18 protein-coding genes and 8 tRNA genes are annotated in these 20,677 nt (G+C 45.8%); 25 read left to right on the top strand and 1 reads right to left on the bottom strand.

Going from position 1 to position 20,677, the window contains the following annotated elements; translation table 11 throughout:
* Positions 1-179 precede the first annotated feature (179 nt).
* The 8 genes from ftsB (at position 180) to rpoS (ending at position 6,161) form a co-directional block, all read left to right on the top strand.
* Complete coding sequence (gene ftsB / locus ACF8OV_RS02360) at positions 180-461, top strand: cell division protein FtsB (protein ID WP_005455577.1); 282 nt, start codon at positions 180-182, stop codon at positions 459-461.
* Position 462: 1 nt separating this feature from the next.
* The gene (gene ispD, locus ACF8OV_RS02355; RefSeq protein WP_005455574.1) at positions 463-1,167 is read left to right on the top strand and encodes a 2-C-methyl-D-erythritol 4-phosphate cytidylyltransferase; all 705 of its coding nucleotides are present in this window, start codon (positions 463-465) and stop codon (positions 1,165-1,167) included.
* 17 nt (positions 1,168-1,184) lie between these two features.
* Positions 1,185-1,661 (top strand): 2-C-methyl-D-erythritol 2,4-cyclodiphosphate synthase, encoded by a 477-nt coding sequence (ispF, locus tag ACF8OV_RS02350; RefSeq protein WP_203503810.1) that lies wholly within the window; start codon positions 1,185-1,187, stop codon positions 1,659-1,661.
* Between the two features lie 46 nt (positions 1,662-1,707).
* Complete coding sequence (gene truD, locus ACF8OV_RS02345; RefSeq protein WP_020835387.1) at positions 1,708-2,751, top strand: tRNA pseudouridine(13) synthase TruD; 1,044 nt, start codon at positions 1,708-1,710, stop codon at positions 2,749-2,751.
* Positions 2,751-3,527 (top strand): 5'/3'-nucleotidase SurE, encoded by a 777-nt coding sequence (surE, locus tag ACF8OV_RS02340; protein WP_005493942.1) that lies wholly within the window; start codon positions 2,751-2,753, stop codon positions 3,525-3,527. The genes truD and surE overlap by 1 nt, the downstream gene beginning before the upstream one ends.
* Complete coding sequence (locus ACF8OV_RS02335; RefSeq protein ID WP_005455562.1) at positions 3,527-4,153, top strand: protein-L-isoaspartate(D-aspartate) O-methyltransferase; 627 nt, start codon at positions 3,527-3,529, stop codon at positions 4,151-4,153. Before surE ends, ACF8OV_RS02335 begins: the two co-directional genes overlap by 1 nt.
* A gap of 14 nt (positions 4,154-4,167) precedes the next feature.
* Entirely contained in the window at positions 4,168-5,091 is a 924-nt protein-coding gene (locus ACF8OV_RS02330; protein ID WP_005455560.1) for a peptidoglycan DD-metalloendopeptidase family protein, read from the top strand.
* Between the two features lie 80 nt (positions 5,092-5,171).
* Positions 5,172-6,161 (top strand): RNA polymerase sigma factor RpoS, encoded by a 990-nt coding sequence (rpoS, locus tag ACF8OV_RS02325; RefSeq protein ID WP_005478537.1) that lies wholly within the window; start codon positions 5,172-5,174, stop codon positions 6,159-6,161.
* A 79-nt stretch (positions 6,162-6,240) separates the two neighbouring features.
* Here rpoS and mutS read toward each other — a convergent pair whose 3' ends face one another.
* Entirely contained in the window at positions 6,241-8,802 is a 2,562-nt protein-coding gene (gene mutS / locus ACF8OV_RS02320) for a DNA mismatch repair protein MutS (RefSeq protein WP_042782299.1), read from the bottom strand.
* 84 nt (positions 8,803-8,886) lie between these two features.
* Here mutS and pncC point away from each other — a divergent pair, with 84 nt between their 5' ends.
* From pncC to ACF8OV_RS02235, 17 genes are all read left to right on the top strand, one after another.
* Positions 8,887-9,369, top strand: coding sequence for a nicotinamide-nucleotide amidase (pncC, locus tag ACF8OV_RS02315; protein ID WP_017449151.1), 483 nt, complete (start codon positions 8,887-8,889; stop codon positions 9,367-9,369).
* Positions 9,370-9,569: 200 nt separating this feature from the next.
* Complete coding sequence (recA, locus tag ACF8OV_RS02310) at positions 9,570-10,613, top strand: recombinase RecA (protein WP_005478550.1); 1,044 nt, start codon at positions 9,570-9,572, stop codon at positions 10,611-10,613.
* A gap of 123 nt (positions 10,614-10,736) precedes the next feature.
* The gene (gene recX, locus ACF8OV_RS02305; RefSeq protein WP_005455548.1) at positions 10,737-11,204 is read left to right on the top strand and encodes a recombination regulator RecX; all 468 of its coding nucleotides are present in this window, start codon (positions 10,737-10,739) and stop codon (positions 11,202-11,204) included.
* Between the two features lie 142 nt (positions 11,205-11,346).
* Entirely contained in the window at positions 11,347-13,929 is a 2,583-nt protein-coding gene (alaS, locus tag ACF8OV_RS02300) for an alanine--tRNA ligase (protein ID WP_203503812.1), read from the top strand.
* A 202-nt stretch (positions 13,930-14,131) separates the two neighbouring features.
* A complete protein-coding gene (locus ACF8OV_RS02295) occupies positions 14,132-15,319 on the top strand; it encodes an aspartate kinase (protein WP_005478552.1) in 1,188 nt (395 codons plus the stop codon).
* 92 nt (positions 15,320-15,411) lie between these two features.
* Positions 15,412-15,609, top strand: coding sequence for a carbon storage regulator CsrA (gene csrA, locus ACF8OV_RS02290; RefSeq protein WP_004415691.1), 198 nt, complete (start codon positions 15,412-15,414; stop codon positions 15,607-15,609).
* Between the two features lie 243 nt (positions 15,610-15,852).
* Positions 15,853-15,944: transfer RNA gene (locus tag ACF8OV_RS02285), tRNA-Ser, on the top strand.
* Positions 15,945-15,975: 31 nt separating this feature from the next.
* Positions 15,976-16,052: transfer RNA gene (locus tag ACF8OV_RS02280), tRNA-Arg, on the top strand.
* A 29-nt stretch (positions 16,053-16,081) separates the two neighbouring features.
* A tRNA-Ser gene (locus ACF8OV_RS02275) sits at positions 16,082-16,173 on the top strand.
* An 85-nt stretch (positions 16,174-16,258) separates the two neighbouring features.
* Positions 16,259-16,335: transfer RNA gene (locus tag ACF8OV_RS02270), tRNA-Arg, on the top strand.
* 56 nt (positions 16,336-16,391) lie between these two features.
* Positions 16,392-16,468: transfer RNA gene (locus ACF8OV_RS02265), tRNA-Arg, on the top strand.
* A 57-nt stretch (positions 16,469-16,525) separates the two neighbouring features.
* Positions 16,526-16,602: transfer RNA gene (locus tag ACF8OV_RS02260), tRNA-Arg, on the top strand.
* A gap of 57 nt (positions 16,603-16,659) precedes the next feature.
* A tRNA-Arg gene (locus tag ACF8OV_RS02255) sits at positions 16,660-16,736 on the top strand.
* 57 nt (positions 16,737-16,793) lie between these two features.
* Positions 16,794-16,870: transfer RNA gene (locus ACF8OV_RS02250), tRNA-Arg, on the top strand.
* Positions 16,871-17,439: 569 nt separating this feature from the next.
* The gene (locus ACF8OV_RS02245; protein WP_005493951.1) at positions 17,440-17,697 is read left to right on the top strand and encodes an oxaloacetate decarboxylase subunit gamma; all 258 of its coding nucleotides are present in this window, start codon (positions 17,440-17,442) and stop codon (positions 17,695-17,697) included.
* Between the two features lie 32 nt (positions 17,698-17,729).
* Positions 17,730-19,517, top strand: coding sequence for a sodium-extruding oxaloacetate decarboxylase subunit alpha (gene oadA / locus ACF8OV_RS02240; RefSeq protein WP_203503814.1), 1,788 nt, complete (start codon positions 17,730-17,732; stop codon positions 19,515-19,517).
* 9 nt (positions 19,518-19,526) lie between these two features.
* Positions 19,527-20,657: a sodium ion-translocating decarboxylase subunit beta gene (locus ACF8OV_RS02235; protein ID WP_005462536.1), complete on the top strand. Its 1,131-nt coding sequence runs from the start codon at positions 19,527-19,529 to the stop codon at positions 20,655-20,657.
* The last annotated feature ends 20 nt before the right edge of the window (positions 20,658-20,677 follow it).

The raw sequence follows: 20,677 nt of genomic DNA, 5'->3' as shown, positions 1-20,677 counted from the left end.
TAAACGGTTCTTTACTTTCTCGATTAAAGAGTGCCATCGAACTTAGGCATTTTTTATTTTCGTGCTTATTTCCTGTAAGGAGCGTGTGAGTCTCCCTTTATCCCCTAGAGGCAACTCGGCATTTATGCTATATATGTCACCTTATCTAATTCCTTCCGGTACAGAATGTTAGCAGCGATATGCGAATCTTTGTTATAGCCCTTACGTTACTGTTTGGTTGGCTTCAATACACTCTATGGTTTGGTAAAAACGGGGTGTCTGACTACTACACAGTAAAAGATGAAATTGAAGTTCAACAGCAGGTGAACAGCAAGCTACAAGCTCGCAATAATGAAATGTTTGCTGAGATAGATGACTTAAAGCAAGGACTTGATGCGATTGAAGAAAGAGCTCGTCATGAACTTGGCTTGGTGAAAGAAGGAGAGACCTTCTACCGCATAGTTGGTGAGGAAAACCCGTAAGATGTCAGAGAACGTTTCATCTCATATCGCTATTGTACCTGCGGCTGGTGTTGGTAGCCGAATGAAAGCAGATCGACCTAAACAGTATTTGTTAATCGATGGAAAAACGGTATTGGAACATACCGTAGAGAAACTGCTTGCTCACCCTCAAATCGCGAAAGTTGTGGTTGCGATTACAGAAGGTGACCCATACTACCCTGAACTATCGATTGCCCAGCACCCAGACGTAATACGTGTCGCTGGTGGTAAAGAAAGAGCCGATTCAGTGCTTTCAGGGCTAAACTATGTAAGTGCGCAGCTTCCGTGTGAATGGGTTCTGGTCCATGATGCCGCGAGACCTTGCGTAACATTAAACGATATTGATCGTCTGATTGATGTTTGTTGTGCTCATCCTACTGGTGGCATTCTTGCCTCGCCCGTGAGAGATACAATGAAACGAGCGAACAAAGAAAACAACATCGATCATACCGTAGACAGAGAAGCATTGTGGCATGCACTGACTCCACAAATGTTTAAAACTCAGCAGCTAACAAGAGCACTGGCAGACGCATTGCAGCAAGGTGTTGCGATCACTGATGAAGCATCGGCTTTAGAGTGGTTGGGAGAAACGCCAGCTTTAGTTCAAGGTAGTGCGAATAACATTAAAATTACTCAGCCAGAAGATCTCGCCTTAGCCGAGTTTTATCTTAGCCGCGAGCGCGGTTAGAAAATAAAGGATAAAAAATGATTCGAATTGGTCATGGTTTCGACGTACACAAATTTGGCGGTGAAGGCCCTGTGATTATTGGTGGTGTTGCAATTCCTTACGAACAAGGCCTGATTGCGCACTCAGACGGCGACGTTGCTCTGCATGCTCTCACTGACGCTTTGTTAGGTGCGATTGCTGCGGGTGATATTGGCCGTCATTTTCCAGATACCGACGATAAATGGAAAGGTGCAAACAGCCGCGAATTATTGAAAGACGTTTACCGTCTAGTAAAAGAACAAGGCTACCGCCTTGGTAATGCAGACGTCACCATCATGGCGCAAGCGCCGAAAATGGCGCCTCACATTGATGCAATGTGTGCAGCCATTGCCGAAGATCTAGAAACCGATATTAGCAACATTAACGTAAAAGCAACGACGACAGAACGTCTTGGTTTTACTGGACGCAAAGAAGGCATTGCTACAGAAGCAGTCGTGCTTCTATTTAAGCAATAATCGAATAATTTGCTCCTTAAAGCTGCGTAAGCAGTGGAAATACATCATGTCAGATATTTTATCCTCATTGGCTTACCTCACAGGCAAGCCAGTCGCATCAGCAAAAATTAAAGCGCAACCAGAACACTTTCAGGTTCGCGAAGATTTGGGTTTTGCCTTCACGGGAGAAGGTGAACACTTAATGGTGCGCATTCGAAAAACAGGTGAGAACACCAGTTTCGTCGCTAACGAGCTAGCGAAAGCTTGTGGTGTTAAGTCTAAAGACGTTAGTTGGGCAGGCCTGAAAGATCGCCATGCAGTAACCGAACAATGGCTAAGTGTTCATCTGCCTAAAGGTGAGACTCCAGATTTTTCGACATTTTTGGCGCAATACCCAAGTATTGAAATTCTAGCGACCGATCGACACAACAAAAAACTGCGTCCTGGTGACTTAATCGGGAACGAGTTTGTGGTTACCTTGTCTGAAGTGACAGATGTGGCGGATGTAGAGCAACGCCTTGAAAAAGTTAAACAAGTTGGTGTGCCAAACTACTTTGGTAGCCAACGTTTTGGTAACGATGGAAATAACCTCGACGAAGCCCGTCGTTGGGGACGAGAGAACGTTCGTACGCGTAACCAAAACAAACGCAGCATGTACCTGTCTGCCGCGCGTTCATGGATCTTCAACCGCATCGTTTCTGCTCGTCTAGAAAATGGTGTGTTTGATAAATTCATCGATGGTGACATCGCACAGACATCACAAGGATTGTTGGCTGTTGATGCGAATAACCTTGCTGATATGCAAAACAAGCTTGCATTGAGTGAAGTTGAGATTACTGCCGCTTTAGCGGGTGATAATGCGTTACCGACCCAAGCTGATGCACTTGCATTAGAACAGCCATTTATTGATGAAGAACCTGATTTAATGGCTCTGATCCGTGGTAATCGTATGCGTCACGATCGTCGTGAAATCGCACTCAAACCAAAAGACTTAGCTTGGAACGTTGAAGGTAACAATATTACGTTGACCTTCTCACTCGATGCAGGCTCTTTTGCCACATCTATTGTTCGTGAGTTGGTGAATGAGGTCAAAGTAGAAAGAGAATACTAATGGAACTGGATTCACTAAATACAAAACCTTTAAGAATTCTAATTAGTAATGACGACGGTGTGCATGCTCAAGGAATTCACGCGTTAGCGGATGAGCTGAGAAGCATCGCGGAAGTGATCATTGTTGCCCCAGACCGAAATCGTTCTGGTGCATCAAACTCACTGACATTGGAACAGCCTCTGCGAGTCACAGAAATTGCTCCTAATACTTATTCGGTTCAAGGGACACCGACAGATTGCGTTCATTTTGCTCTAAATGAGCTGATGAAAGATGACCTGCCAGATCTTGTATTATCTGGCATTAATCATGGTGCAAATCTGGGGGATGACGTTCTGTACTCTGGTACCGTCGCTGCTGCAATGGAAGGGCATTTTCTTGGCGTGCAAGCCATTGCATTTTCACTGGTTGGTAAACGTCATTTTGAGTCGGCTGCTAAAATTGCTCGACAGTTGGTTGAGCAACACTTGGCAGCGCCAATTCCAACCAACCGTTTGTTGAACGTGAATGTACCTGATTTGCCTCTCGAGAGTCTTGGTGAAATCGAAGTGACCCGTTTAGGTGCTCGTCATCACGCAGAGAATATGATCAAGCAGAAAGATCCGCGTGGGCATGATATCTATTGGTTAGGGCCTCCGGGGAAAGAACAAGATGCGGGTGAAGGTACCGACTTCTATGCGATTGAGCATGGTCGAGTTTCTATTACCCCACTGCAAGTAGACCTCACGGCTCATGAGTCTCTGCGTGCGATGGATAGTTGGTTGAAGGAAGAGAAGTAATGAGTAACCCACATGCTGACAGGTTGATAGCGTTTCTTATCTCCAGTGGCATCAAAGATCAACGCGTTTTGGATGCAATGCATTGTTTACCGAGAGAGAGCTTTGTTTCTCAAGCGATGATGCACCAAGCCTACGATAACAATGCGCTACCGATTGGTCAGGGACAAACTATTTCTCAACCTTACATCGTCGCTCGCATGACCGAGCTGCTTGAGCTTCAACGTGCTAGTAACGTTTTGGAAATCGGAACCGGTTCTGGGTACCAAACCGCAGTTTTAGCACAAATCGTTGACCATGTTTATTCCGTTGAACGCATCAAATCTTTGCAATGGGAAGCGAAACGTCGTCTTAAGCAACTTGATATTTACAATGTCTCGACGAAGCATGGTGATGGCTGGTTAGGATGGGAAACGAAAGGTCCGTTTGACGCCATCATTGTTACCGCTGCTGCAGAAGTGATTCCCCAAGCGCTTCTCTCACAGCTAAAAGATGGCGGTAAAATGGTGATTCCTGTCGGAGATGCTGAGCAGCAACTACTTAGAATTGAACGCAAGGGTGACGAGTACCTTTCTACCGTTGTGGAAATGGTTCGCTTTGTTCCTCTTGTCGCGGGTGATTTGGCTTAAGGATCTGAGGTTAGGTGAGTAAGTTACTGCGTCATATTGGTATTAGCTTTGTATTAGCTGCGGGACTCGTTGGTTGTGCGGCTCACTCACCTGCGCCTGTTTCCAGCTTAAAGAAGGATTATTCGAGCGTTGAGCGTGGTAGTTATAGAGGGAGTTACTACGAAGTAAAGAAAGGTGACACACTTTATTTCATTGCTTACGTCACAGATAAAGATGTAAATGATCTTGTACGTTACAACGAACTCTCTCAGCCTTACACCATTTATCCAGGTCAAAAGCTAAAACTTTGGGCTCCGAAATATGTCGCGCCAAAATATGGCCAAAAAGTTGAACCCGTTGTAGTACCTGTAGTTACAACGACACCGCCGCCAGTGGTGAAGCCAACGACGACGACAAAGCCTGTGACTTCAAGTAAAAACTCTAGTCAAAAGCCTACAACAACTCCGACTAAAGTCGCACAAAAAGAGCCGCCAAAGAAAGTTGAACAAACCAAAGCAAAGGAGTATGTTGGTTCAAAAGATAACCAACCTACTAAACCGAAGCCGCCAACAACGACGGTACAAAACGACAAAGTATCGAAGTGGTTGTGGCCGACAAAAGGGAGAGTAATCAAGAACTTCTCGGCGGGAGAACAGGGAAATAAAGGCATTGACATCGCAGGACAGCGTGGTCAGCCTATCGTTTCAACCGCAGCCGGCACGGTCGTTTATTCGGGTAATGCGCTAAGAGGTTATGGCAACCTAATTATAGTGAAGCATAACGACAATTATTTAAGCGCATACGCACATAACGACAAACTGCTGGTAACAGAAGGTCAGAGTGTAAAAAGCGGACAGAAAATTGCGACCATGGGTAGTTCAGGCGCAAAATCCGTCAAGCTGCACTTTGAGATTCGCTACCAAGGTAAATCAGTGAATCCAAAACGCTATTTACCGTAAGACTTTGAAAAACAACTTGCGAAATCATTTAGCGACATATTGAGTTGTCATGTCTTGCTAACTCGCCAGGGGGAGGCGTTATGAGTATCAGCAACACAGTATCCAAAGTTGAAGAGTTTGAATACGACAATGCGTCAGAGACGACCATTGATAACGAACTCGAAAAATCATCATCTACTACCGAAGGCAAAACAGCTGTCCGTGAAGAGTTTGACGCGAGCAGTAAAAGCCTAGACGCAACTCAATTGTATCTAGGTGAAATTGGCTTCTCACCTCTACTTACTGCTGAAGAAGAAGTCCTTTACGCCCGCAGAGCATTGCGTGGTGATGAAGCGGCTCGTAAGCGCATGATCGAAAGTAACTTGCGTTTAGTAGTAAAAATTTCTCGTCGGTACAGCAACCGTGGCCTAGCGCTACTCGATCTTATTGAAGAAGGTAACCTCGGTTTGATCCGAGCGGTTGAAAAATTCGATCCAGAAAGAGGCTTCCGTTTCTCAACTTACGCAACATGGTGGATCCGTCAAACGATCGAACGTGCGTTGATGAACCAAACTCGCACCATTCGCTTGCCTATTCATGTCGTGAAAGAGCTGAACATTTATCTGCGTACTGCGCGTGAACTTTCTCAAAAGCTCGATCATGAACCAACTGCAGAAGAAATTGCTGCTCAATTAGATATACCAGTAGAAGATGTCAGCAAAATGCTGCGTCTTAACGAGCGTATTAGCTCCGTTGATACCCCAATTGGTGGTGACGGTGAAAAAGCACTTCTGGATATTATTCCTGACGCAAATAACTCTGATCCAGAAGTGTCGACTCAAGATGATGACATCAAATCGTCTTTGATCCATTGGTTGGAAGAGTTGAATCCAAAACAAAAAGAAGTGCTTGCACGCCGTTTTGGTTTGCTTGGTTATGAGCCGTCTACGCTTGAAGAAGTGGGACGAGAGATTGGTCTTACCCGTGAGCGTGTACGTCAAATTCAAGTGGAGGGTTTACGTCGACTTCGTGAAATCCTAATTAAACAAGGCCTAAATATGGAAAACTTGTTTAACGTTGAAGACGATTAATACTAAGCTTTCTCGAAACACAAAGGGCTATGGATAACCATAGCCCTTTTTCTGTTTTAGGGGAGATTAGATATTCTCGTTAAAGCATTTTCTTCAAACGATACAGCTCTTCAAGGGCTTGACGAGGTGTTAAGTCGTCTGGATCGATGTTTGATAACGCTTGTTCAATTTCGCTAGGTTCAGGGATTAAGCTGAGCTGATTTGCTACATCCACAGTGCTTGGACGAGGCGAGTCGCTAGCTTGACCGAGTTGCTCTAGTTGAGACAGTTTAGTACGAGCATTTTTGATGACCGTTTTAGGTACGCCAGCTAAGCCCGCAACCGCCAAGCCGTATGATTTGCTTGCGGCGCCTTCTTGAACAGCGTGCATGAAAGCAATGCTGTCGCCATGTTCTACCGCATCTAGGTGAACATTCGCTAAGTTTGGTAGCAAGTTCGGTAATTCGGTTAGTTCAAAATAGTGCGTAGCGAAAAGTGTCATCGCGCCAATTTGTGTTGCAAGCCATTCGGCACTTGCCCATGCCAATGAAAGACCATCGTAAGTACTGGTACCGCGACCGATCTCATCCATTAACACCAAGCTGTTCTTGGTTGCGTTGTGGAGAATGTTGGCTGTTTCTGTCATCTCTACCATGAAGGTTGAACGACCTGATGCCAAGTCATCTGAAGCACCGATACGAGTAAAGATGCGATCCAATGAGCCAATTTGTGCTGATTCTGCAGGTACATAAGAGCCGATGTGAGCCATCAACGCAATTAGTGCAGTTTGGCGCATGTAGGTTGATTTACCCCCCATGTTTGGACCCGTGATGATGAGCATTTTACGGCTTGGGCTTAATTCTATTGGGTTAGCAATGAACGGGTCCGAGGTGACTTGCTCTACTACCGGGTGGCGACCTGCTTGAATGTGAATACCTGCGTCTTTAACTAGAGTTGGGCGGCAATAATCCAATGAGTCTGCGCGTTCTGCTAGGTTTTGTAACACGTCCATCTGTGAAACGGCAGAAGCTAGGTTTTGCATTTGTTCAAGATGAGGCATCAGCAAATCGAACAGCTCTTCCCACAGTTTTTTCTCTAGTGCGAGTGCTTTTGATTTTGAGTTCAGAACTTTGTCTTCATGCTCTTTAAGCTCAGGAATAATGTAGCGCTCGGCATTTTTCAGAGTTTGGCGACGCACGTAATGTGGCGGTACCAAATGGCTTTGGCCACGGCTTACCTGAATGAAGAACCCATGTACGGCGTTGTAGCCAACTTTCAGCGTATCGATGCCATGACGCTCGCGTTCATCCGCTTCGAGCTTTTCTAGATACTCGGTTGCACCATCAGCGAGCTTGCGCCACTCATCCAATTCTTCGTTATAGCCTTCTGCAATCACACCACCATCGCGGATCACTACCGGCGGGTTTTCTTTGATAGCACGTTCAAGAAGCTCACATACTTCATCTATTGGCGCAGCATATTGAGCCAACTTCACTAGGTATGGATGAGTTAAGGATGCAGTGAGTGATTCTAGTTCAGGAAGTTGCTGCATGGCATGGCGTAGGCGAGCCATATCTCGTGGACGAGCAGAACGTAGAGCAAGACGCGCTAAGATACGTTCAATATCGCCAATCTGTTTTAAAGTTGGCTGAAGATCGGTAAATAAGCCTTGATCTTTAATTTCACCAATCGCATCCAGACGGTTGTTTAGCGTATCAATACAACGCATCGGTTGATGCAGCCAACGCTTTAACATGCGGCTGCCCATCGGGGTTGAGCAATGGTCGAGAACTGCGGCGAGTGTATTGTCCGTGCCGCCAGCTAAATTTTGGGTGATTTCTAGATTGCGACGCGTTGCAGCATCTAAAATTACAGAGTGATCTTGGCGATCAAACGTTAGTGAGCGGATATGTGGTAGAGCAGTGCGTTGTGTGTCTTTTACGTATTGGATCAAACAACCTGCGGCGCATAAACCAAGAGAGGCGTGCTCAACACCAAAACCGACAAGATCACGAGTGCCAAACTGCTGGTTCAACTGTTGTTTGGCAGTATCTAGTTCAAACTCCCATACAGGGCGACGACGGTTCCCGTTACGGTTCGACATCAAGTGGACTGGCTCGAAATCTTCAGGGAACAACAACTCACGCGGTGCGGTGCGTTGTAGTTCTGCCATCATGGCTTCTTCGGTTTCTGGCTCCGTTAATTGAAAACGGCCAGAAGTCACGTCCAATGTCGCGTAACCGAATTTACCATTGTGGTGGTAAATCGCCGCAATCAGGTTATCGATGCGCTCAGACAGCAGTGCTTCGTCAGTCACTGTACCTGGCGTGACGATGCGTACTACTTTACGTTCAACCGGACCTTTGCTTGTTGCAGGATCGCCAATCTGTTCACAGATCGCGACTGACTCACCAAGCTGAACTAGTTTCGCGAGATACCCTTCCACTGCATGGAATGGCACTCCCGCCATAGGAATAGGTTCTCCGGCCGATGAACCGCGCTTGGTTAATGAAATATCAAGCAGTTGAGACGCTCGTTTCGCGTCATCATAGAAGAGTTCGTAGAAATCGCCCATGCGGTAGAACAGCAAAATTTCTGGGTTCTCAGCTTTTAGCTTGAGATATTGCTGCATCATCGGAGTGTGTTTTTGTTCAGCTTTCACAGGTAAGTTCTTTTGTTTATTTCCGTAGCGGCTTAGGATACGTGAATCCCTATCAAGTAAAAAGAGACAAAGGGCATTTTGGCTATGGAAAAAACAACAAAATTAAGTGCTGATTTAGGTGTGTTACTTGCGCGACATGGGCATGTGCTGACTACAGCAGAGTCCTGTACTGGCGGTGGCGTTGCAGCCGCAATTACTGATATTGCAGGTAGCTCCGGTTGGCTTGACCGCGCTTTTGTTACGTACAGTAATGAGGCCAAAATGGAGATGCTTGGAGTGCAGTTTCAAACACTCGAAGCGTATGGCGCAGTGAGTGAGCCAGTTGTAACTGAAATGGTGCAGGGGGCATTAAAACATTCCAATGCAACAATTGGGGTGTCTATCAGTGGCATCGCTGGTCCTGGTGGTGGCAGTGAGGAAAAGCCGGTTGGAACGGTGTGTTTTGCCTTTGCAGATAATCAGGGGTGGCAGTTAGTAGAAACCATGCATTTTTCTGGAAATCGAGCAGAAGTTCGCGAACAAGCGGTGATTCATGCATTGAGTCAATTGCACCAACACTTAATCTAGATTTTTTGGATCTGCGTAAGCCCAGAGAAAACAAGGGCTAGAGAAAACTGCACGATATTGTGAGCCAAATTTTTTTCATACAGGTATAGACACTGTATGAATCAACAGTATAATGACTTTCATTGCTGAGCAGAACTTCTGCTTAAGAAAAATGAATTACTATTCGTCGCCCAAAGAAGATGAATAAATCGGAGAAAGTAATGGACGAGAACAAACAGAAAGCGCTCGCCGCTGCGCTAGGTCAAATTGAAAAGCAATTCGGTAAAGGCTCTATCATGCGCCTTGGTGATAACCGCGCAATGGATGTAGAAACCATTTCAACGGGTTCGCTTTCTCTTGATATCGCTTTGGGTGCTGGTGGTCTACCAATGGGTCGTATCGTTGAGATTTACGGTCCAGAATCTTCAGGTAAAACAACACTAACTCTTGAACTTATTGCTGCTGCGCAACGTGAAGGCAAAACTTGTGCGTTTATCGATGCAGAGCACGCTCTAGATCCTGTATATGCAAAGAAACTTGGCGTTGATATCGATGCACTATTGGTTTCTCAACCAGACACTGGTGAGCAAGCTCTAGAGATTTGTGATGCATTAGCTCGCTCTGGCGCAATCGACGTAATGGTTGTTGACTCTGTTGCTGCTCTAACACCTAAAGCTGAGATCGAAGGCGAAATGGGCGACAGCCACATGGGTCTCCAAGCTCGTATGCTTTCTCAAGCAATGCGTAAGCTTACAGGTAACCTGAAACAGTCTAACTGTATGTGTATCTTCATCAACCAAATCCGTATGAAGATTGGTGTGATGTTCGGTAACCCTGAAACGACTACTGGCGGTAACGCGCTTAAGTTTTACGCTTCTGTTCGTCTAGATATCCGTCGTACTGGCGCAATCAAAGAAGGCGATGAAGTTGTAGGTAACGAAACGCGTATCAAAGTGGTTAAGAACAAGATTGCAGCACCATTTAAAGAAGCAAACACGCAAATCATGTATGGCCAAGGCTTTAACCGTGAAGGTGAGTTGATTGACTTAGGCGTGAAGCACAAGCTAGTAGAAAAAGCGGGTGCTTGGTACAGCTACAATGGCGATAAGATTGGTCAAGGTAAAGCAAACGCTTGTAACTACCTGCGTGAGCATCCAGAAATCGCGAAAACAATCGATACCAAACTGCGTGAAATGCTACTTTCTCCAGCTCAACCAGAAGCACCTGCTGCCGGTGAGAAGCCTGAGCAAGAAGAAGAGTTTTAATCTTCTGATAGACTAAAAATAAAGCCCTGCGTTGCAGGGCTTTGTTGTATTTGTCGAAATCAAAATCGAAGAAATTTAAGGCAAACGAAAAGCCTGTACAGCCAAATTACCTTTAGGATCACTATGTACCAAAAGCGACAAGCACCGACGCTATCTAGCAAAGAAGCCGCGATTCAGTTACTTAGTCGTCGAGATCATGGCTTATATGAGCTCCATCAAAAGCTTGCGATGAAAGGCTATGAAGAGGCTGATATTGAAGCTGCGATTAACTTTTGTTTAGAACACAATTATTTGGATGACTTGCGTTACGCCAAAAGCCAAGTGCGTCAACACGTTTACAAAGGTCATGGTGAGCGTCGTATTCGCCAAGAGCTTAACCAGAAGCGAGTTGCAGAATCTGTCATTGAACAAGCAATGGCAGAAGAGCCCCAAGATTGGTTTGAATTGGCAAAGTTGGCAGCAGAGAAGAAATTTAAAGGAATAAAGGCCAAAGACCAGAAAGAGTACGCTAAACAGGTTCGTTTCTTACAATATCGCGGCTACAGTTTTGACCAAATTAGCTATGCGTTAAGCTTTGAAGACGAAGATTAGGCGTGAATTATTCACGCTGATTTTTGTTTTGCTTCAAATTTTTTCTTCTACCCCCTCTTTTCCGCAAGAAAACTAGTCTCAGCTGATTGCATGATCTACAATACGGCAAAATTCTAACTCGACTATTTTCAGGAAGAGCTGCATGTACATGAGCACTGACGAGGTTCGTAACGCGTTCCTCAAGTTCTTTGAAAGCAAAGGACACCAAATCGTAGAAAGTTCATCGTTAGTTCCACATAACGACCCAACCCTGCTGTTCACAAACGCAGGTATGAACCAATTTAAGGATTGTTTCTTAGGCTTGGAAAAACGAGCCTATACTCGAGCGACTACGGCTCAACGTTGTGTACGTGCTGGCGGTAAACACAACGACCTGGAAAACGTGGGCTTTACAGCTCGCCACCATACTTTCTTTGAAATGCTAGGTAACTTCAGCTTTGGCGATTACTTCAAAGAAGACGCGATTTCATTCGCTTGGGAATTTCTAACAGACGTTCTTAAGCTGCCTGCAGACCGTCTATTGGTGACCGTTTACGAAACTGATGACGAAGCATTCGATATCTGGAACAAGAAAGTAGGTGTTCCTGCAGATCGCATCATCCGCATTGGCGACAAGAAAGGTGGTAAGCCATACGAGTCAGACAACTTCTGGCAAATGGGTGACACTGGTCCTTGTGGTCCATGTACTGAAATCTTCTACGATCACGGTGAGCATATCTGGGGTGGCCGTCCTGGCACACCTGAAGAAGATGGTGACCGTTTCATCGAGATCTGGAACAACGTATTCATGCAGTTCAACCGTCATGCTGATGGCACGATGGAACTGCTACCAAAACCGTCGGTAGATACAGGTATGGGTATCGAGCGTATCTCTGCAATCATGCAAGGCGTTCACTCAAACTACGAAATCGACGTATTCCAAGCTCTTATCAAAGCAGCCGCAGAAGTGATCGGTTACGAAGACCTATCAAACCAATCGCTACGCGTTATCGCTGACCACATCCGTTCATGTTCATTCCTGATTGTTGATGGTGTTATGCCTTCAAACGAAGGTCGTGGCTATGTTCTACGTCGTATCATTCGTCGTGCTGTTCGTCACGGTAACAAGCTAGGTGCGCAAGGTGCATTCTTCCACAAATTGGTTGGTGTACTAGCTGACATCATGGGCACTGCAGGTGAAGAACTGAAACGTCAGCAAGCTGTCGTAGAAAAAGTACTGCGTATCGAAGAAGAAAACTTCGGTCGTACACTTGAACGCGGTATGGCGATTCTAAACGAAGCGCTAGATAACTTAGATGGTAAAGTACTCGACGGTGAAACCGTATTCAAACTTTACGATACTTACGGCTTCCCAGCTGATTTGACTAACGACGTTGCGCGTGAACGTGAGTTCGCGATTGACGAAGAAGGCTTCGAGAAAGCAATGGAAGAGCAGCGTCAGCGTGCGCGTGAAGCGGGTCAGTTCGGTACAGACTACAACGCAGCAATTAAAGTTGATACACAAACTGAATTCTGTGGTTACGTTGGAACAAAAGGCTCTAGCTCAGTGGCGGCAATGTTCGTTGAAGGCAACGAAGTGGATTCTCTATCTGCTGGCGACAAAGCGATCATTGTGCTTGGTGAAACCCCATTCTACGCTGAGTCAGGCGGTCAATGTGGTGATGCGGGTGAAATCCGCACTGAAGCTGGTGTATTCCGAGTAGAAGATACTCAAAAGCTAGGCAACGCAATCGCACACCACGGTGTTATGGCGGAAGGCGTTCTAGCGAAAGGCGATGAAGTCGCTACTATCGTTGACGCAGAACGTCGCGCAGCTATCTCTCTAAACCACTCAGCAACGCACTTGCTACACGCCGCACTTCGTCAAGTTCTTGGTGAGCACGTGACGCAAAAAGGCTCTTTGGTTAAAGCAGAAAACTTACGTTTTGACTTCTCTCATCTAGAAGCGGTAACGGCGGCAGAGCTAAAAGAAGTTGAACGTCTAGTGAACGCGCAAATTCGTCGCAACCACGTTATTGAAACCAACGTGATGGACATTGAGTCTGCGAAGAAGAAAGGCGCAATGGCACTATTTGGCGAGAAGTACGATGATGAAGTACGCGTACTGTCTATGGGCGATTTCTCTACAGAGCTTTGTGGTGGTATCCACGCTTCTAACACTGGCGATATCGGCTTATTCAAGATCACCTCTGAGAGCGGCATCGCGGCGGGCATCCGTCGTATTGAAGCAGTAACAGGTGAAGCAGCTCTAGATGCGATCGAAGCTCAAGCAGCAAAATACGAAGAGAAACTAGCAGAATCTGCACAAAAAGCGAAAACGCTAGAAAAAGAACTTCAGAAGCTTAAAGACAAGATGGCTGCTGCTGAAAGCGCAAACATCATGGGTAAAGCAGTGGAAGTAAACGGCACGAAAGTACTGGTTGCTGCACTAGAAGGCGCAGATAGCAAAAACCTACGTACAATGGTTGACGACATCAAGAACCAAATGGGCTCAGGTGTTGTGCTTCTAGCAAACGTAACTGATGACAAAGTTGGCTTGATTGCTGGTGTGACGAAAGATCTCGTAGGCAAAGTTAAGGCGGGCGACCTCGTTAAAATGGTTGCAGAGCAGGTTGGTGGTAAGGGCGGTGGTCGCCCTGACATGGCGCAAGCTGGTGGTACTGATGTGTCAGCATTACCAGAAGCGATCAAAACTGTTCAGCCTTGGCTAGAAGAGCGCTTATAAGCATTACATAACGAATTTACGCTCAATCAAGTTTCTTTGATTGGGCGTAATTTTTTTACGGTAACCAAGTGGTTTAATTGACCGAAAAATAACCAGGTCATTTAAGCTGCTTGGTTTTTGTTGTAACTACCGCTTATATAATTTCAACTAGTGGAATATAAGTGGTCCGAATGAGACTTTGGTCTTGGGAAGGTGAAGACTGGTGAAAAAGCCCCTTATCGTGCAAAAGTTTGGTGGAACCTCCGTGGGTTCAATTGAAAGAATCCACCAGGTCGCTGAACACATCATTAAGGCGAAAAATGATGGTAATCAAGTTGTCGTAGTTGTGTCTGCAATGTCAGGCGAAACAAACCGACTAATGGACCTAGCGAAACAAGTAGATAGTGTTCCTACGGCTCGAGAACTTGATGTTTTGCTCTCTGCTGGTGAGCAAGTGTCAATGGCGCTATTGGCGATGACACTCAATAAATTGGGCTATGTAGCTCGCTCACTTACCGGAGCACAAGCGAACATTGTGACGGATAATCAACACAATGACGCGACGATTAAACATATTGATACCTCAACGATTACGGATTTACTTGAACAAGATCAAATCGTCATTGTCGCAGGTTTTCAAGGTGTGAATGAAAATGGGGATATCACCACATTAGGTCGAGGCGGCTCTGATACGAGCGCCGTGACGCTTGCAGGCGCATTGCGCGCTGACGAGTGTCAAATCTTTACCGACGTTGATGGTATTTATACTTGTGACCCACGTGTAGTGAAAAATGCTCAGAAAATGGCGGTCATTGACTTTCCTTCAATGGAAGCAATGGCAAGTCGAGGAGCAAAAGTTCTACATTTACCTTCTGTGCAGTTCGCATGGAAGAATAATGTACCGCTACGCGTGCTTTCGACCTTTGAAGTTAATGAAGGCAGTTTGGTTAAGGGGGAATCAGGCCATCAAGCCGTCTCTGGTATAGCCATTCAACGTGACCTTGCCATTATTGAAGTCGATAAAGAACATTTATCTAGTGCTACAAAACAATGTCAGATGTTAGGCATAGACATTTGGAATGTGATCGAGGAAACAGAACGAACAGGTATCATGATAAAACAAGAAGCATGTGCCAAGTTCGATCTGGTGTTCAGCGATAAAATCCGTAATAGTGAAGCAGTAAGTCTGTTAACCGCAGTAGGGCTTGAAGCCAATGGAATGGTGGAACATGCATGCGGTTTGTTGGCTCAGCAAGATATTGCGATCAATTTCTGCGCAACGAATGCACTCACTATGATGCTGGTATTGCCACCTGAGAGTGTGGATACAGCTGCAAACATTCTTCATGATGCTTACATTACGTCTAGTGAAGCATTGAACATTCAGCAAAAACATGCCTTTTTAGGCTGATTTTCCGTGACAAGGTAGTTTACGAAAATATAACTTTTGTTGGATAATAGCTTTGTAGCAAGAAAATTTAGAGATTACTCAAGGAGCAAAGAATGCTAATTTTGACTCGCCGCGTAGGCGAAACACTTATGATTGGTGATGAAGTGACTGTAACTGTACTAGGTGTTAAAGGTAACCAAGTACGTATCGGTGTTAACGCTCCGAAAGAGGTTTCGGTTCACCGTGAAGAAATCTACATGCGCATTCAGGCTGAAAAAGGCAATGGCAACGTTGCTTCAGGTAACTACTAAGTCGCTCCTGTTTACAGAGCTTAGTTTGAATGAAAAAGGCTAGCCGATCGGCTAGCCTTTTTAGTTTCTGATAAATGTCATTTTTTAAGAGAAGATTCTCTTTTTTTCATCATAATAGAGTGATAAGGTTTGTTTTATAGTCACTTTGATTAAATCCGCATCGGTTAAGCGTTTTTTGCGTTTTTTTTCAAAGAAAGTGTTTGACATATTTTCGGTAAAACGTAATATGTGCCTCCGCAAGACGGTGAGGTGGCCGAGAGGCTGAAGGCGCTCCCCTGCTAAGGGAGTATACGGTTTATCCCGTATCGAGGGTTCGAATCCCTCCTTCACCGCCATTCTTGCAACGTTGATTTATCAACAAAAAGTGCGTCCTTAGCTCAGCTGGATAGAGTACCTGGCTACGAACCAGGCGGTCGGAGGTTCGAATCCTCCAGGACGCGCCATATCTCTTTTGAGATATAACAATGAAAACGGTGAGGTGGCCGAGAGGCTGAAGGCGCTCCCCTGCTAAGGGAGTATACGGTTTATCCCGTATCGAGGGTTCGAATCCCTCCTTCACCGCCATTCATTGATTGGCCCGATGGCCTTTTTTTTGTTTCGCAAGAAATGAATGTGATTTACTTCACAACTTCCTAGCAAGAAGATCTGCGCGTCCTTAGCTCAGCTGGATAGAGTACCTGGCTACGAACCAGGCGGTCGGAGGTTCGAATCCTCCAGGACGCGCCACTATTTAATAATTCGTTTGATAAACGGGTTATACAAAGTAAAATAAAGATTATTGCGCGTCCTTAGCTCAGCTGGATAGAGTACCTGGCTACGAACCAGGCGGTCGGAGGTTCGAATCCTCCAGGACGCGCCACTCTTTAGGGTTTCCTTGTGAACTCCTGATGTTGGTAATACTGATATCGAAAACTGCGCGTCCTTAGCTCAGCTGGATAGAGTACCTGGCTACGAACCAGGCGGTCGGAGGTTCGAATCCTCCAGGACGCGCCACTCTTTAGGGTTTCTTTGTGAACTCCTGATATTGGTAATACCGATATCGAAAACTGCGCGTCCTTAGCTCAGCTGGATAGAGTACCTGGCTACGAACCAGGCGGTCGGAGGTTCGAATCCTCCAGGACGCGCCACTCTTTAGGGTTTCCTTGTGAACTCCTGATATTGGTAATACTGATATCGAAAACTGCGCGTCCTTAGCTCAGCTGGATAGAGTACCTGGCTACGAACCAGGCGGTCGGAGGTTCGAATCCTCCAGGACGCGCCACTTATCAAAAAGCCTCGCTTATGCGAGGCTTTTTTTGTATCTGAAAAACAAACACTCACTACTTATTCTCTAGTCTGCGCTGTCAAAGTAGGTTTCTTTTCTTATCTGATTGAACTGCAATGTCACTTTGCGTATCTAGTCAATCATCTCTAATAATTCATCATCGGTGCTCCATGCTTTCTTCGTTTCCAGCAAAATGATGACTAGCGTGATTTAAATAAAATATGTTAATCACATGTTGTAATGGTGTTTTTGTTTTGATCTTTACTCCTATCTTTTTGTTTTAATGGTTCTTTCTTTTAATCTCACTTGTTTTGTTTTGAAATCTTAATCGCAGTTTTCTCGTGCTCTTTGAATTAACCTGTTTATATATTGAGCATTCGTTCTAACTCGATGGTTTAAGTTTGAATTGTGATCTGGGTAGTGAATAAATAATCAATTATGGAGATTATTTAAATCCTTCCTTAAACAAAATTGACAAAATTTAACCAATCGAGATAATCCATTGGTCGGGATTTGACGCTAATAAAGTCCTGCACGTTGTCAGGATGACAAAGAAAGGAAGCAACATGACGAATATAGGAAGCCTGCTAGTAGATGCGGCCACCCTTATGGTTACGGGGATGGCGGTCGTATTTATTTTCCTCACCATTCTTGTTTATCTCGTTCGGCTATTGTCGAAACTGGTACCAGAAGAAGTACCAGAGCCGATCGCAGCACCAAAAACAAATACCAAAGTTCAATCAACCTCTTCAGCTGTTAGTCCACAAGTAGTGGCAGCGATTTCAGCGGCGATTCATCAACATCGCGCTTCAATCGCGAAGTAGCCGAATATAGGATTAAAAAGGAGTTTAAGAGCATGTCTAAACCACTAGCTATTACCGATGTGGTCCTTCGAGACGCCCATCAATCACTGTTTGCTACGCGTATGCGTATCGAAGATATGCTGCCTATCGCAGCTGAGTTGGATAAGATTGGATACTGGTCCCTAGAAACCTGGGGTGGTGCAACGTTTGATTCGTGTATTCGATTCCTTGGGGAAGACCCTTGGGAGCGTCTACGTGAGTTGAAAAAGGCGATGCCAAATACACCAATGCAAATGCTACTTCGTGGTCAAAACCTTTTAGGATATCGCCATTATGCTGATGACGTAGTAGAGAAGTTCGTTGAGCGTGCTCATGCCAACGGTATGGATGTATTCCGTATCTTTGATGCGATGAACGATGTTCGCAATTTCCAAAAAGCGGTGAAATCGGCGGTAGATGTTGGCGCTCATGCGCAAGGCACCCTGTCATACACAACAAGCCCTGTACACAATACGGATACTTGGGTTGATTTAGCAAAGCGTTTGGAAGATCTCGGTTGTCATTCACTGTGTATTAAAGACATGTCTGGCTTGCTAAAGCCTTACGAAGCGCAAGAGCTAATCACACGCATTAAATCCTCTTGTGATGTACCACTGGCACTTCACTGCCATGCTACCACTGGTCTTTCTACTGCTACGGCAATCAAAGCGGTAGAGGCTGGTATCGACATCCTCGATACGGCTATTTCTTCGATGAGCTGTACTTACGGGCATACTCCGACAGAAACGGTTGTAGCAATGCTGCAAGGTACTGAGCGCGACACCAACCTGAAACTTGATCAACTAGAACCTATTGCAGCTTACTTCCGTGAAGTACGTAAGAAATACGCGAAGTGGGAAGGGCAACTAAAAGGCGTGGATTCTCGTATCCTTATCGCTCAAGTGCCAGGTGGTATGTTGACGAATATGGAAGGTCAGCTAAAAGAGCAAGGTGCAGCGGATCGTATCGACGAGGTGTTAGAAGAAATCCCACGTGTACGTGAAGATCTTGGCTTTATTCCTCTCGTAACACCGACGTCTCAGATCGTTGGTACTCAAGCCGTCATTAACGTACTGACCGGTGAGCGCTACAAGAGCATCACTAAAGAAACCGCTGGTGTTCTCAAAGGTGAGTACGGTGCCGCTCCTGCGGCAGTGAATGCCGATCTACAAGCTAAAGTCCTTGAAGGTAAAGAGCCAATTACGTGCCGTCCTGCTGATTTGTTAGAGCCAGAAATGGAAGCTCTAACGGTGGATTTAATGGATAAGGCTCAATCAGAAGGCATTAAGCTTGCGAGTGAACGCGTTGATGACGTACTTACTTATGCGTTGTTCCCTCAAGTTGGTCTGAAGTTCCTTAAAAACCGTGGTAACCCTGACGCTTTTGAACCAGCACCTACATTGGAAAGTGCAAAACCAGTTGCAGCGCCTGCGGCTCCAGTCGCGTCTGGTAGCGTAGAAACTTACAGTGTTCGCGTTGATGGACAAGTCTACGAAGTTGAAGTGGGGCCAAAAGGACAATTGACTTCTGTGACGCCAAGTTCAGCTTCTGCACAAGTGGCCGCTCCCGTTGCTCCTGTGACGGCAAATGCGGAATCGGTTCCTGCACCGCTTGCAGGAAACATCTTTAAAGTGAACGTTCAGCCGGGTGCTGAAGTCGCGGAAGGTGATGTCCTACTGATCCTTGAAGCAATGAAGATGGAAACGGAAGTTCGTGCAGCTCGCGGTGGTATCGTTCAAGAACTGAACGTAAAAGAGGGTGATGCCGTTACCGTTGGTGCACCTCTTCTCAGTTTGGCGTAAGGGAGTATCATGGACGGATTGATGACCTTATGGTCAGAAACAGGGATCGCTAACTTTGAGTTTGGCCAAATCTGCATGATGCTGGTTGGCTGTACGCTGTTGTTTTTAGCGATTCGTAAAGGCTTTGAACCATTACTTTTATTGCCAATTGGCTTTGGCGCTATCTTAGCTAACATTCCTAATGCGGGCTTCACTGAGCCGGGCGGTTTGTTGTACTACGTCTACTATATCGGGATCGAATCGGGAGTTTTCCCATTGTTGATCTTTATGGGCGTTGGTGCGATGACGGACTTTGGCGCATTGATCGCGAACCCTAAAACACTTTGGTTAGGGGCGGCAGCGCAGTTTGGTATTTTTGCGACCTTGTTTGGGGCGATTTTACTTAACTTTGTGCCAGGGATGGAATTCTCGATGGCAGATGCATCATCGATCGCCATCATCGGTGGTGCTGATGGTCCAACGGCGATCTTCTTGGCCAGCAAGTTGTCGCCAGACTTATTGGGGGCGATTGCGGTAGCGGCATACAGCTACATGGCATTAGTTCCGATCATTCAACCGCCAATTATGAAAGCGCTGACTACCAAAGAAGAGCGTGAAATCAAAATGGCACAGCTTCGTCATGTTGGTAAGTGGGAAAAAGTGTTCTTCCCGATGGCCGTGCTGTTGATGACGATTCTGTTCCTACCTTCTGCGACGCCATTGGTTGGTATGTTCTGTCTCGGTAACCTGATGCGTGAAGCGGGTGTAGTGGATCGTTTATCGAAAACTGCACAAAATGAACTGATCAATATTGTGACTATCTTCTTGGGTTTAGGGGTTGGCTCGAAACTGCAAGCTGACCAGTTCTTAAACTTGGAAACATTAGGCATTCTTGGTCTAGGCGCTGTGGCGTTCAGTATCGGTACAGGCGCAGGTGTGCTCATGGCTAAGCTTCTCAATAAGTTCTCAGAAGAGGACATCAACCCACTCATTGGCGCGGCAGGGGTGTCTGCTGTACCTATGGCAGCGCGTGTGGTGAACAAAGTCGGGCTTGATGCAAACCCTCAAAACTTCTTGTTGATGCATGCGATGGGACCAAACGTAGCTGGCGTACTTGGCTCCGCGGTAGCGGCAGGTATTCTGTTGGCCTTGGTTGGATAAAGACTCTTGTAACACGTAAA

It is taken from the genome of Vibrio sp. GLN_1, from assembly GCF_043106015.1.
Classification (GTDB): Bacteria; Pseudomonadota; Gammaproteobacteria; order Enterobacterales; family Vibrionaceae; genus Vibrio; species Vibrio parahaemolyticus.
Note: the sequence above shows the minus strand (reverse complement) of the source record. Positions and strands in the feature narration are given on the sequence as shown.